Below are 12,815 nucleotides of genomic sequence, written 5' to 3'. Positions count from 1 at the left end.
GATCGTCGGCATCATCAGTCGGCACCCTCCGCGTCCTGCTTCTTCGCGAACACGTAGCCGGCGCCCCGCACCGTGAGCACGCGGCGCGGGTTTTTCGGGTCGTCCTCGATCACCGCGCGGATGCGCGAGATGTGCACGTCGATCGAGCGGTCGAAGGCCTCGAGCGGATGGCCCTTCAGCAGGTCCATGATCTGGTCGCGCGACAGCACGCGGCCGGAACTCTGCGCCAGCACGACCAGCAGGTCGAACTGGTGGCTGGTGAGGTCGCAGGCCACGCCGCCGAGGCGGGCGACGCGCTCGCCGAGGTCGATCTCGAGGCGGCCGAAGCGCAGCACCTCGTCGGGCGAGGTTGGCGGGGTCGCGCGGCGCAGCAGCGCCTTCACGCGCGCCAGCAGCTCGCGCGGCTCGAAGGGCTTGGGCAGGTAGTCGTCGGCACCGAGTTCGAGGCCGACGATGCGGTCCATCGGCTCGCCGCGGGCGGTCAGCATCAGCAGCGGCAACTGGCGGGTGCGCGGGTTGGCGCGCAGCTCGCGGCACAGGTCGAGCCCGTCGCCGTCGGGCAGCATCAGGTCGAGCACCAGCGCGTCGTAGCCGGCACCGGCCAGGCGCTCGCGGCCGGCGGCCAGCGAGCCGGCGGTTTCCACCTCGAAGCCGGAGCCGCGCAGGTAGTCGCCCACCATCGCGGACAGGCGGGCATCGTCATCGATCAGCAACACGCGGGATGTCATGGGTCGGTCAGCCTCCAAGGCCGAAAGGCCCGCGGCATCGGGCCGCGGGCCACTGGAAGTGGCAGGTCGCAATGAGATCACAACTTGCGGCTCGTGATGGCCCGGAGAATCACTTCGGGGGCTGTGCGGGCTTGTCGCGCTGCGCGCGCTGCATGCGGTCGCGCATCTGGTCTTCGCGCATCTTCATGCGCTGGGCCAGCTTGGTCCGCTGCTCGGGCGTCAGCACCTTGGCCACGTCGACCAGGCCTTGCGTGACGCGGCGGCTGGCCTGGTCATGCTGGGCTTCGGCCTGCTGGCGCAGCGACTCGACGGCGGCGGTGTCGATGGTCGGCGCGGCGAGCAACTGCAGGCCCTTGTCGTGCAGCCCCCTGGCGGCATCGTGCTGGGTCTTCAGGTCGGCGGCCGCGGCCTGCACGATCTGCTTGATCTGGGCGCGCTGAGCATCGCTGGCGCCGACGCCGTCGAGCATCCGGTCGACCATGCGGTTCAGTTGCTCGGGCCGGCCCATGAACATGCCGGGGCCGCCCATGCCGGTGTGGTGCATGCGGGGGCCATGGCCGAAGCCGGGAGCCGGCGGTTCGTTCTGGGCCCAGGCCGAGAGGGCCAGCGTGCCGGCCACGGCCAGCAGCATGCCGCCCAGCAGGCGCTTGATGCCGCGCGGTTTGTCGTGCGGCAGCGCGTCGAAAGTGCTCACGTCGCTCATCGTCTTTCTCCAACAAGACCCGGGGAGGCGGGTCGATGGATGAATGCTCGCGGGCAGCAGTGAAGCGGGATTGGCTGGGGGGTAAAGATCTGTGAATGGCAGGGGCTGTTTTTTTATACAGTATGATGGCGCAGCAGTTGCCACTGCCAACTTGATCTCGCCAGCGGTCCCCTCCAGGGCCGCTGGCTTTTTTTTGGTCAGCTGGCTGCGGACTTCGAGGCCACCAGCACCGGCTCGGCACGCCAGGCCTGCGGGAACAGGCGCTTCAGGTCGTCGAGCTTGGGCAGGTCGTTGAAGACGATGTAGGGCTGCCGCGGGTTGCGGGCGAGGTAATCCTGGTGGTAGGCCTCGGCCGGGAAGAAACGGCGACCGGTTTCGATGCGGGTGGCGATCGGCGACTTGAAGGCATGCGCCTTGTCGAGCTGCTCCACGTAGGCGCGCGCGATGCGGGCTTGCTCGTCATCGGCCGGGAAGATCGCCGAGCGGTACTGCGTGCCGGTGTCCGGCCCCTGGCGGTTGAGCTGCGTCGGGTCGTGCGCGACCGAGAAATGGATCTGCAGCAGTTGCGCATAGCTCACTTGCCGGGGGTCGTAGGTGACCTGCACCGCTTCGGCATGGCCGGTGGAGCCGCTGCCGACCGATTCGTAGACCGCAGTGGCGGCCTCGCCGCCCGCGTAGCCGGAGACGGCGTTGGTGACGCCCTTGACGTGCTGGAAGACGGCCTGCACGCCCCAGAAGCAACCGCCGGCGAAGACAGCCGTTTCAGTGGTGGCGGTGGGGCTGGGCCGGGCGGCGCCTGCGGTGAATGCCGGGACCACGCGCGCCTCGCTGCCCATGCCGCCGGCCATCGCGGAAAGGGTCATCACCGCGCCGGTGCCGACCAGCAAGGCGGCCGCGGCGAGCAGGCGGCGGCGGGGTGAGCGGGTGGGGGTGATCATCGAAACGCTCCTGAGGGTCGTGTCGGCCTCTGTCGCATCGAGCCGGGCGGACCTTACACGCGGGTTGCGCCGGGATGGCGGCGGACCGGCTTCGGCGGGAATCGCCACCAGACGGCCACCACCGCCAGACCGAACGCAGAGTACGCCACGGTGAACACCCATGGCGGCGCATCCCAGAACAGCGCGGACTGCAGCCAGTGCTCAATGAAGCCGCCGGAATAAGTCGAAACCTGGGCGCGGGCGCGAAGCCACATCTCGAGCGTCGTCAACGGGCACTCGATGCCGAGCCAGGCTTCCGCGACGACGATGCCGATCGTGGCGAGGTGCAGCAGCCGGAACCAGAGCGAATTCACCGTGCGCCAGCCACGCAGGTTGCCGACGACGATCAGCACCAGTCCGCCGACCACGAACAGCACGATGGCGATGTGCAGGATCAGGACGGCGTTGGCGAGCAGTTGATAGGGCAGATCGAGCATCACTGCCAGTTTGCCCTCAAGGCGCCAGGCCGCTCAAGTGCGCAAGCCGCGTTCGTCACGAAGAGCGGGTGGTGAGCAGGTCTGCCTCGCCCGACCTTCGCCGCAGACCGATCAGCCCCGCCCCCAGCAGCATGGCCATCCAGACCGACGGCTCCGGAACAGCGGAGATCGGCAGGCTGCTGATGCTGCTGCCGATGTCGAAGCTGCCGAACAGGACCTTGCTGGAGTGGTTGAAGATCGTCATCGACAGATGCCCGAAGGAATCGACGCTGTACGCGATGTCGTTTGCCGTGAACTGCCCGCCGTGCCCGCGCGTGCCGTTGCGTGGGTCGTCATAGTGGATGGTGCCGAGCAGATCGAAGTCGAACATGCTGTGGTTGTCACCCGGCGTTTCGTCGGTCTCTCGCCGGTCGAAGTGCAGCGATGCGACGCCCAGCTCGTTGCCCCACATCACCGGAGTGAGGTGGCTTTCGTAGCGGGCTTCCAGTGGTCCCCCACTGTAGGTGTAGCTCAGGGTACCGGCGAGCGTCACCGACGAATGCGGATTGAGAGCGAAGGAGCGCCCCCAGTTCAGGCTGGCGAGGCTCAGGTCGCTGGTGGATACCCCCTGCCACGACATGCCGAGACTGCCTTCGTGGAAGTGCGAGCCCGCGGACATCTCCAGGTCTGGCGCCCATGCAAGCCGGCCCTGGGCCTCACCGAACGGGGCGCCGGCCAGGCCCGCGGCGCCGGCGTCCGTCGATTGGTAGGACGCGACGAGCGCGGGCGCCGAACCTTGCCAGTCGCGGATCAGGGCCATCCTGCTGGAATAGCGGTTGTCGGTGATCCAGTAGCCAGCGGCACCCGAGGCGTCGGCTGCGGCGGCATCGCTTGCGAGCGACGGAAGACCATCGAGCGTGAATTCGACCGATCCGGTGGCCGCGTGCGCAGTCCCGTGAACGGCCACCGCGGCCAGCATTGCGAGAGTTGCGAGCCAGCGCTTCATGTCGTTCATCGTCGCTCCCTTCGGACCTCCGTGGCCCGTCGGGTATTCAAGCGCAACGGCCTGCGCCGCGCAATGAAAGGGCCCTGCCGCGTTGCGGTCTCGCGGCACCGTCACGCTGGCAGTGCTCCGCACGACGTGATCGCCCGCGGACCCGGCAGCGACGCCGGCAATCCGAACCACGGCAACACGCTGCCGTCGAACCGGCTCATCGCGCTGATGCGTTCGCCGTGGAGCGTGAGCACCACCAATCCCACCCCGGGGAACGGACCGTCGCTCGTGCGCAGGTAGGCGCCAAAAGCCGGCTGGCCATTGGCGCGCGTGGGCACCAGCGCGAAGCGGCGGTTCGCACGGAAGACCAGCAGGAAGAAGCGCGCGACGATCTCGCGGCCGCGGTATTCGAGTGGCATCGGCGGCATCGACATGAAGACGTCGTCGGTGAGCAGCGCGACCAGCGCATCGAGGTCGCCGGCCCCATACGCCTCGGCGAACTTCGCGACGATGGCGGCCTCGGCGCGTGATACCTCGCCGACAGGCGCCGCGTGCTCCGCATTCGGCACCCACCGCCGCTGCAAACCGGCACGCGCCCGCTTCAATGCGCTGTTGGCCGATTCGACAGTCGACTCCAGCATGCTCGCCACTTCACTCGCATGGAAGCCGAGCACGTCGCGCAGGATCAATACCGCGAGCTGGCGCGGCGGCAACACCTGCAGCGCCGCGACGAAGGCCAGCGAGATCGACTGCGCCTGCTCGTAGCGCGCCTCGGGGCCGATCGGCACGGCGATGGCCGCATCGAGCATCGCATCGGGATAGGGCTCCAGCCAGGCGACCTCGTCCAGCTGCGTCGGCTCGGGGAGGTGGCGGACATGGCCACACTGATGGCGTCTGACCGCGCCAGCGGCATGACGGGCACCACCGTGAACCTGACGATGGGCAGCCTGGACGACTAGCCGGCGGTGCGGCGGGCGCCGCTGCTGCGCCAGCGCCTGGCATACGGCAGCGCGAACATGTAGAGGCCGCTGAACAGCAGCAGGAACAGCGGGAGCAGCGGCGAGTAGGTCAGCCACGCGGGGGGCTCGCCACGAGCTCGCACGACGAAGTTGGCGACGACGGTCAGCGTGAAGACCATCGACAGCCAGCGGTGCGACTGGCGGATCCAGTGGCTCCACCTTGAAGCGAGCTCTGCACGGCGATTCGTGAGTTCGATACCTTGGCACATGGGATCTCCTTGGGTTGGGATCCGCCTTTGTATCGTTCACCGTCAGCCGGCGCTTCTCCGAAACTGCGGAAGGGGCTCACTCCGGCAAGCCCCAGTCGAACCGATACGAGTGCGCCCCGCCCTCGCCGATCACGACCTCCATGCGCCCCGTGAGCCCGGCCAGCGCACCGGTGCCCGAACCCGGCACGACGGTGATGGACTGCTGCGGCACGCCGGCGGCCATCGTCGAGCTGTGCTGCAGCACGAAGCTGCCCTCGCGGCCGGCGAGTGTGCCGCGCACGAGTTCCAGCGCGACGTAGCCGCCCGAGGTCTTGGCGGCGTCGCGCCATGAAAGCATCTCTCCCTGGCTCATGGCCTCCAGCTCGCCATGGAATCGCTTGTCGAGCGACATGCGGCCGAGGCCCGCAGGCGCGGCCACGTCGCTGAGCGGCTGCGGTGCGAGGGCCACGTCGAAGGGGCCGGTGGAATGGCGTGAACTCATGGTGATCTCCTGTCGATGGGGGCGAAGACGCGTTGGAGGGACATGGCATCATCGTCCGCACTTGGCGATACCCGCATTGGAATGCCCTCTCCCGCGCTGCCGATTGGAAAAACGCGACGACCGGTCGCGCCGCAGGCGCGCGGCGTGCTGCACCGTGTCGCCGAAGGCGCCTTCACGCACGAGCGGGCCGCGCCGTCGCCGGGGCTCGCAGACACCATCGAGCACTTCTGGCGCGTGCGCTGGCGCCTGGCCGGCCGGCCTGCGCAGGTGCAGGAGACACTGCCGCACCCCAACGTGCACATCGTCATCGAGCCCGGCCGCATGGCCGCGCACGGCGTTCACACCGGGCGCTGGTCGACCTCGATGGAGGGCGACTCGCAAGCCTTCGGCATCAAGTTCCGACCCGGCGCGTTTCGCGGCATCCTGCGCCGCCCGGTGTCCGAGCTCGCCGACCGCCACCTGCCGCTCGCGGAGCTGTTCGGCGACGCTGCGCGGATGCTGGTCGACGTGCTCGGGCACGAGGACATGGGCGACGCCATCGAGGTGGCGGAGCGCTTCCTCGCACCGCGCGTGCCTGCGCCCGATCCGCAGGCGCTGCTGGCGGCACGGATCGTCGACTCGATCGTCGACGACCGCGAGCTCGTCGCGGCAGCCGAGCTCGCCAGACGGCACGGCCTGACGTTGCGCGCGCTGCAGCGGCTGTTCGCCGAGTATGTGGGGGTCGGCCCCAAATGGGTGATCCAGCGCTACCGGTTGCACGAGGCCGTTGCCCGGGTGCAGGCCGGCGAGCCGGTCTCGTGGGCCGCGCTGGCACAGGACCTCGGCTACTTCGACCAGGCGCATTTCATTGCGGATTTCCGCAGGCTCGTCGGGCGGACGCCTGGGGACTACGCGGCGGCGGCAAAGAGGTAGTGCTCGCCGCGCGACAAGGCGTTCAATGACGGCCTGTCAGCGACTGGCCCACACGTGGTGGTGGCGCGCAAAGCGTTCGGCTTCGTCGAGGGACCACAACCGCCCCTCGCTCCACGCGAGGTCGAACGCCAGGTCATCCTTCAAGGCATCGCGCGCCCCGCTCAGCCTGCGCTGGTAACGCGTCGAGTCCGGCCGTTCAAGACGTCGCTCCTCCCGGTGGCGCGCAACGCAACCCCAGACGCGCCCGGCGTCGGCTGCGCCGTCGTGAGCGACCAGCAGGGCCGCAAAGGCATCCAGCCAGTACAGCAATTCGTTGTCGTGTGCCCCTGGCAGACAGTCCAACGCTTCACGCAGGTGGGAGGTGGCGACCACGACCTCCCCCAGTTCCTGCGAGATCATGGCAATGCTCATCAGTGCCGCACAGGTCCCTTGGCGATCTCCGAACTCGCGATAGCCCGGGAGACTCTTGCGCCAGGTCGCGCGGGAGCGCTCATGATCGCCGCGCGAGTACATCAACGCGGCCGTGTAGGCATGCGCGGCCGCCGTGACCCACCCGCCGATGTCGCGGCCGAGCGCCAGACATTCCTGCAGCGACTTCTCTGCCGCGTCGTAGTCGCCCGCGATCCTCGCCATCTCCGCGGAATAGAGAAGAGCCTCCGCGGCGTTGCGCCAGTCGCACAGCTCTCGCGAGATCGGCAACGCCTCCGCGCAGGCCTGGCGCGCCGCTTCCGCGTTCCCGCCGTACCACTCGACCTCGGCCAGGCATACCAGTGATCGGGCAGCTCGCCGACGATCGCCCAGCTGTTTCCAGAGTTGCACCGCCTCGCGCAGTCGAGCGGCCGCCGTGGCCTGGTCGCTGTAGACGCCGAGCAGCGTGCCCGTGGTGTGCAATGCCAACGCGCGGATCTCGCCCTGTTGGCCGTCGAACGACGGCGGCTGCAATCGCGACAGCCACGCCAGCCCTTCGCCGCAGAGACCGCGGACCCGCCAGAAATTCTCGAGCAGTGCAGCCAGCCGCAGCCCGTCCATCGACCGTGCGGGCTCGCTCTCGCACCATGCCAGCGCGACACGCAGATTGCCGTGTTCGGCATCGAGGCGGCGCAGCACGTCCTGGAGCACGGAGTCCTGCGCGGCATCCAGGCCCATCGCGAGGTCGAGGACACACGCCGTGAGACGGCCGTGGACGGCATCCACTTCTCCACGGAGGCGCAGGTGATGCTTCGCATACTCGCGCACCGTCTCGAGCATCCGGAAGCGGGTGCTCTCGCTCGTCACGTCGGCGACGATCAGGTTCTTGTCCACCAGCGAACCCAGCAGGCCGGGGACGTCATCGACGTCGATGCCCGACCCGCCACACACCCGCTCGGCGCCTTCCAGCGTCCAGCCGCCGGCAAACACCGATGCCCGGCGCAGCACGACCCGCTCGGGTTCGCTCAGCAGGTCGTGGCTCCAGTCGATCAGCGCGCGAAGCGTGCGGTGGCGCGGCAGCGCCGTGCGCAGCCCTCCCGTGAGCAGCGTGAAACGACTGGCAAGGCGCGCATCGAGCGCATCGAGCGACATGATGCGCAGCTGAGGTGCCGCCAGCTCCAGCGCCAACGCGATGCCGTCCAGTTGCCGGCAGATCGACGCCAGCGCCTGTGCATGCATCTGCGTCGGATTGAAGTCCTGGCGCAGCAGGCGTGCGCGATCGATGAACAGCCGCACGGCCTCGCAGGCCAGGATGTCTCGAACGTCGTCGCTGGCGGGAAGCGACAGCGACGGCACGAGGTAGGTCAGCTCGCCGTCGACCCGCAACCGCTCCCGGCTGGTTGCCACCACCACCAGGCTCGGGCAGCGGCGCAGCAGCGCGTCCACGAGCGTCGCGCACGTTTCCAGCACGTGTTCTGCGTTGTCGAGCACGAGAACGACCCGCCGCGGCTTCAGCCACTCGATGATCGTCTCGACGATGCTCTGGCCCGGCACCACCGCGATGTCGAGGGCCTTGGCCACCGCCTGCTCGACCAGCGTCGGATCGCCGAGCGGCGCCAGTTCGACGAGCCGCACGCCGCCCGGATACGCGTCGAACGCCGTGCCGGCCACCTGCAGCGCAAGCCGCGACTTGCCGCAGCCCCCGGGACCCGTCAACGTCAGCAGGCGCGTGGTCTCCAGGTGCAGCCGGATCTCCGAGATCTCCTTCTCGCGGCCGATGAAGGTCGTCAAGGCCTGCGGCAGCAGGTTGTCCGGCGGCGCACTCGCCGCCGCGGGCTCGCCGACCGTGCGCACGGGAACTGCAAACCGGTAGCCCTGGCCGCTGACGGTCTCGATGGCCTCCCGGCCGACGATCTTTCGCAGCGACGAGATCTGCGCCTGCAGGGAGTTCTCTTCAACGACCACGCCGTCCCACACGCGGGCCAGCAAATCGCGCTTGGTGACCAGGTGCCCGGCGCGCTCGAGCATCACGACGAGGACATCGAACGCCTGCCCGCCGAGGTGGACAGGCACCCCGTCCGCTCGCAGGCACCGCTCGGCGGGCTGCACATCGAAGCGGCCGAAGCGATAGCGGATCGATGCAGTCGCACTGCCCATCGGAGCGAAGCGGAGGGTGCCGGATGCCGCAGTGTATGCGGGCCACCGCACCGGGCCGACCGGATCCTGGTCGATCGAATCAGGAAACCTTCAGGATGGTTTCAGCCCGGGGTTCGCCGCGCGCCAAAACAATCCTCACACGCTCATCGAGAGCGATCCACAGGACTGACGATGCCGCTGCAGCTCTCCCACCGTTCGCGCGAACTCGAAGCGATGGCGCCGTTCCGTCGTTCGCCCGATGTCCACGAGCCGCAGGACGCCGTCGTCACCGGCACGGTGCCCGCCTGGCTGCAGGGCGACCTGCTGCGCACCTGCCCGGCCGTGTTCGCCCAGGGCAGCTGGCAGGCGCGCCACTGGTTCGACGGCCTCGGCCAGATCTACGCATTCCGCATCGGCGCCTCGGCGGTGCAGTTCCAGTCGCGCCTGCTCGACAGCGAGGCCGCCCGCGAGATCGCCGCCGGCCGGGCACAGCTGTCGTCGTTCGGCACGCCGACGGGTCGCACGCCCTGGCAACGGCTGCTGCAGCCGGTGCAACGCAGCACCGACAACACCAACGTCAACATCGTGCAGATGGGCGACGAGCTCGTCGCCCTCACCGAGGGGGCACGGCAACTGCGCATCGACGCCGCATCGCTGCGCTCGCTGGGCGTTCGGCCGTATGCGCGCGACGGACTCGACGGCTGCGTGATGGGCGCCCACCCGCACCGCGACTTCGCGCGCGGGCAGGTCGTCAACCTGGCGACCACCTTCGGCGCCGGCGGCGGCGTCGTCTCGGTCTACCAGCACGACGACCGTGAGCGCGTGCGCCGAGTGGTCGGATCGTGGCAGACCGACCGCGTGCCCTACATGCACTCGTTCGGGCTCACGCCGTCGCGCGTGGTGCTGGTCGCGCACCCGTTCGCGGTGCGGCCGCGGTCCATGCTGTGGTCCAACCGAGGCTACATCGACCACTTCGAGTGGCGCCCGCAGGACGGCACGCGGTTGATCGTGATGGACCGCGCGAGCGGGAAGGCGACGGAGCATGAGGCCGACGCGATGTTCGTGTTCCACACCGTCAACGCCTTCGAGCGAGGCGGCGACACGGTGCTCGACGCGCTGGCCTACCCGAACGCCACGATCATGGACGACCTGCGTGTCGCGCGCATGGCCGAACGGCTGCCGGACCTCAGGCCGCGGCTGGTGCGGATCACGATGCGCAGCGGCCGACCGCGTGCCGATGTCCAGGCGCTCGGCGACGCGGGTTTCGAGTTCCCCAGCATCCACTACCGCATGTCCAGTGGCAGCGACTACCGCTACGCCTGGGGGGCGGCCGACGGCCCGCAGGCCGAAGGCGGCTACGCGTCGTCCATCGTCAAGGTGGACGTGCGCAGCGGCAAGAGCCGGGCCTTCAGCGATGGCGAACGCATCTACGGCGAGCCGGTCTTCGTCGCCCGTCCGGGCGGCGTTGACGAGGACGACGGCGTGCTGCTCGCGGTGGGCTGCAGCCAGCGGACACCGGCGTCGGCGCTGGCGATCCTGGATGCCCGCGACATGACGCTGCGGGCCCGCGTCGACGTGCCGGCTGCGATCCCGCTGGGCTTCCACGGCTCCTTCATCCGCGGATCCGAACAAGGAGGCAGGCCATGAGGCGCCTGCCGACGGCCCGCATGCTGGCAGCCGCGGTGGCAGTGATCGCCACGGCCGCCGTGGCCTATCTCTGCCTGTGGCCGGTGCCCGCCGAGCCGGTGGCCTGGGCTGCGCCCCGACCGCCCGGCTACGTGGGGCCGCACGCCGCGAACACGCGCCTGGCGCAGCTGCACAGAATCGACATCGGCAGCGAGTTCGGCCCCGAGCACATCGCCTTCGGCCCCGACGGCAAGCTCTACGCCGCGATGACCAGCGGCACGCTGCTGCGCATGGACGCCGACGGCAGCCGGCGCGAGGTGCTGGCCAGCACCGGCGGACGGGTGCTGGGCTTCGACTTCGATGCGCAGGGCCGCATGCTGGCCGCCGATGCGATGAAGGGACTGCTCGCCATCGGCGTCGACGGCAAGGTGGAGCTGCTCGCCGACAGCGTGGGCCCGGGCGACCCGATCCGCTATGCCAACTCGGTGGTCGTGGCGCCGGACGGCACGGTGTACTTCACCGACGCCTCGGCGCGCTTCGCACCATCGCGCTGGGGTGGCACCTACGAGGCCAGCGTGCTCGACATCATCGAGCAGGCCGCCACCGGCCGCGTGCTGGCGCACGACCCGGTCGCGCACGGTACCCGCGTGGTGGCACAGGGCTTCTCGTTCGCCAACGGCATCGCGCTGTCGGCCGACGGGCACTCGCTGTTCGTCGCCGAGACCGGCCGCTACCGGGTCTGGAAGCTCGATGCGGCGGCGCGCGGCATCGACGTGCGGCACGCCACGCCACAGGCCCGCGTGCTGCTGGACAACCTGCCGGGCTATCCCGACAACCTGATGCGCGGCCGCGGCGGCCGCATCTGGGTGGGCTTGTTCAAACCGCGCAACCCGGCCGCCGACAGCCTGGCCGAGCGGCCGTTCCTGCGCAAGGTGCTGCTGCGACTGCCGCGCGCGTGGCTGCCGCTCGGCAAGCCCCATGGCCATGTCTTCGCGATCGACGAGGACGGGCGCGTCGTCGAAGACCTGCAGGACCCCGACGGAACCTATCCGGAAACCACCGGCGCCACCGAGACCGCGCAGCGTCTCTACATCCACAGCCTGCACGCGCCGGCCATCGGCTGGCTCGCGCGCTGACGCAGGTTTCACCACCACGAGGGAGCCTTGACTTGAAGAACCCCATCCATCTGCTGCGCCTGCTGGCACTGCTCGGTGCCGCACTGCTGGCGGGAGCCTGCGCTCCTGCCGCCGCTCAACAACCCCTGGAGAAAGCCAAAGTGAAAAACGTCGTCCTCGTTCATGGTGCCTGGGCCGATGGCTCGGGCTGGCAACGCGTGCACGAATTGCTGCAGGCCAAGGGCTATGCCGTCAGCATCGTGCAGAACCCGCTCACCTCGCTGGCGGCGGACGTGGCCGCGGTGCAGCGCGTGCTGGCGCGGCAGAACGGGCCCGCGCTGCTGGTGGGTCATTCCTACGCCGGCGCGGTGATCACCGAAGCCGGCAACGCGCCGAACGTGGCGGGGCTCGTCTACGTGGCGGCCTTCGTGCCGGATGCGGGAGAGTCGGTGTCATCGCTGCTCGAAGGCGGCGCCTCGCCCCCGGTGCAGCCCTCGGCAGACGGCTACCTCTTCTTCGACGCCGCCATCTTCCCGCAGGCTTTTGCGCAAGACCTGCCGCCGGCGCACGGTGCCTTCCTGGCAGCGGCCCAGATACCTCCGGCGGCGGCCGCGTTCGAGGCCAAGGTGTCGCAACCCGCCTGGAAGACGCACCGCAGCTGGTACGTGCTGGCCACCGAAGACCGCATCATCCCGCCGCCCGCGCAACGCAAGATGGCCGGCCGCGCGAAAGCCTCGATCAAGGAGGTGCGGGCCAGCCACGCCGCCTACATCTCGCAGCCCGATGCGGTGGCCCAGGCCATCGACGAGGCGGCACGGGCATCGGCTCAATGAGGCCGAACCCGCCACCAGGAGGTCAACATGAAGAGACTCGGACGCTCTGAGCGCAAGCGCGGCTTGCGCATTCATTCGGTCGTCTTCGTGCTGAGCATGGCACTGATGCTCGGCATCAACCTCTGGACCGGCGCGCCCTACTGGGTGGCGTACGTGCTGGCGGGCTGGGGCATCGGCGTGCTGGCGCATGGGTGGTTCGTCATCGGGCCCGGCGCCCGCGATGCCGGCGCCGGCTGATCAACCGCCCAGGAGAACCAT

At 69.4% G+C, this 12,815-nt stretch carries 14 protein-coding genes; 5 read left to right on the top strand and 9 right to left on the bottom strand.

The window, feature by feature from the left end; genetic code table 11:
• Nucleotides 1-14 precede the first annotated feature (14 nt).
• The 8 genes from ASC98_RS06370 to ASC98_RS06335 all read right to left on the bottom strand — a co-directional run bounded on the left by ASC98_RS06370 (nucleotide 15) and on the right by ASC98_RS06335 (nucleotide 5,527).
• On the bottom strand, nucleotides 15-728 hold the full coding sequence (locus ASC98_RS06370) for a response regulator (protein ID WP_056810332.1): 714 nt from the start codon (nucleotides 726-728) through the stop codon (nucleotides 15-17).
• Nucleotides 729-837: 109 nt separating this feature from the next.
• The gene (locus ASC98_RS06365; RefSeq protein WP_056810324.1) at nucleotides 838-1,431 is read right to left on the bottom strand and encodes a Spy/CpxP family protein refolding chaperone; all 594 of its coding nucleotides are present in this window, start codon (nucleotides 1,429-1,431) and stop codon (nucleotides 838-840) included.
• A 197-nt stretch (nucleotides 1,432-1,628) separates the two neighbouring features.
• Nucleotides 1,629-2,369 carry a peptide-methionine (S)-S-oxide reductase MsrA gene (gene msrA, locus ASC98_RS06360; protein ID WP_200952977.1) on the bottom strand — a complete coding sequence of 247 codons (741 nt, stop codon included), beginning with the start codon at nucleotides 2,367-2,369 and terminating at the stop codon, nucleotides 1,629-1,631.
• Nucleotides 2,370-2,422: 53 nt separating this feature from the next.
• A complete protein-coding gene (locus ASC98_RS06355; RefSeq protein WP_056810321.1) occupies nucleotides 2,423-2,845 on the bottom strand; it encodes a DUF2784 domain-containing protein in 423 nt (140 codons plus the stop codon).
• A gap of 55 nt (nucleotides 2,846-2,900) precedes the next feature.
• Nucleotides 2,901-3,839, bottom strand: coding sequence for a PEP-CTERM sorting domain-containing protein (locus ASC98_RS06350; RefSeq protein ID WP_082541722.1), 939 nt, complete (start codon nucleotides 3,837-3,839; stop codon nucleotides 2,901-2,903).
• 101 nt (nucleotides 3,840-3,940) lie between these two features.
• Nucleotides 3,941-4,666, bottom strand: a complete 726-nt coding sequence (locus ASC98_RS06345; protein WP_255358631.1) for an RNA polymerase subunit sigma-70 — start codon at nucleotides 4,664-4,666, stop codon at nucleotides 3,941-3,943.
• 107 nt (nucleotides 4,667-4,773) lie between these two features.
• Nucleotides 4,774-5,046: a hypothetical protein gene (locus tag ASC98_RS06340; protein ID WP_056810310.1), complete on the bottom strand. Its 273-nt coding sequence runs from the start codon at nucleotides 5,044-5,046 to the stop codon at nucleotides 4,774-4,776.
• A 76-nt stretch (nucleotides 5,047-5,122) separates the two neighbouring features.
• Complete coding sequence (locus ASC98_RS06335; RefSeq protein WP_082541721.1) at nucleotides 5,123-5,527, bottom strand: DUF3224 domain-containing protein; 405 nt, start codon at nucleotides 5,525-5,527, stop codon at nucleotides 5,123-5,125.
• An 81-nt stretch (nucleotides 5,528-5,608) separates the two neighbouring features.
• On the opposite strand from ASC98_RS06335, the gene ASC98_RS06330 reads away from it, so the two are divergent.
• Entirely contained in the window at nucleotides 5,609-6,439 is an 831-nt protein-coding gene (locus tag ASC98_RS06330) for an AraC family transcriptional regulator (protein WP_056810304.1), read from the top strand.
• Nucleotides 6,440-6,475: 36 nt separating this feature from the next.
• Here ASC98_RS06330 and ASC98_RS06325 read toward each other — a convergent pair whose 3' ends face one another.
• Nucleotides 6,476-9,004, bottom strand: coding sequence for a winged helix-turn-helix domain-containing protein (locus ASC98_RS06325; protein ID WP_056810301.1), 2,529 nt, complete (start codon nucleotides 9,002-9,004; stop codon nucleotides 6,476-6,478).
• 171 nt (nucleotides 9,005-9,175) lie between these two features.
• Between ASC98_RS06325 and ASC98_RS06320 the strand changes: the two genes are divergently transcribed.
• From ASC98_RS06320 to ASC98_RS29300, 4 genes are read left to right on the top strand one after another with little or no spacing between them, the layout of a single operon-like run.
• Nucleotides 9,176-10,630, top strand: a complete 1,455-nt coding sequence (locus tag ASC98_RS06320) for a carotenoid oxygenase family protein (protein ID WP_056810298.1) — start codon at nucleotides 9,176-9,178, stop codon at nucleotides 10,628-10,630.
• A complete protein-coding gene (locus ASC98_RS06315; RefSeq protein ID WP_369820423.1) occupies nucleotides 10,627-11,745 on the top strand; it encodes an SMP-30/gluconolactonase/LRE family protein in 1,119 nt (372 codons plus the stop codon). The genes ASC98_RS06320 and ASC98_RS06315 overlap by 4 nt, the downstream gene beginning before the upstream one ends.
• A gap of 32 nt (nucleotides 11,746-11,777) precedes the next feature.
• Complete coding sequence (locus ASC98_RS06310) at nucleotides 11,778-12,557, top strand: alpha/beta hydrolase (protein WP_200952976.1); 780 nt, start codon at nucleotides 11,778-11,780, stop codon at nucleotides 12,555-12,557.
• A 27-nt stretch (nucleotides 12,558-12,584) separates the two neighbouring features.
• Nucleotides 12,585-12,794, top strand: coding sequence for a 2TM domain-containing protein (locus ASC98_RS29300; RefSeq protein ID WP_082541720.1), 210 nt, complete (start codon nucleotides 12,585-12,587; stop codon nucleotides 12,792-12,794).
• Nucleotides 12,795-12,815 lie beyond the last annotated feature (21 nt).

It is taken from the genome of Rhizobacter sp. Root1238 (assembly GCF_001425825.1).
In the GTDB taxonomy this organism is placed as follows: Bacteria; Pseudomonadota; Gammaproteobacteria; order Burkholderiales; family Burkholderiaceae_C; genus Rhizobacter.
Note: the sequence above shows the minus strand (reverse complement) of the source record. Positions and strands in the feature narration are given on the sequence as shown.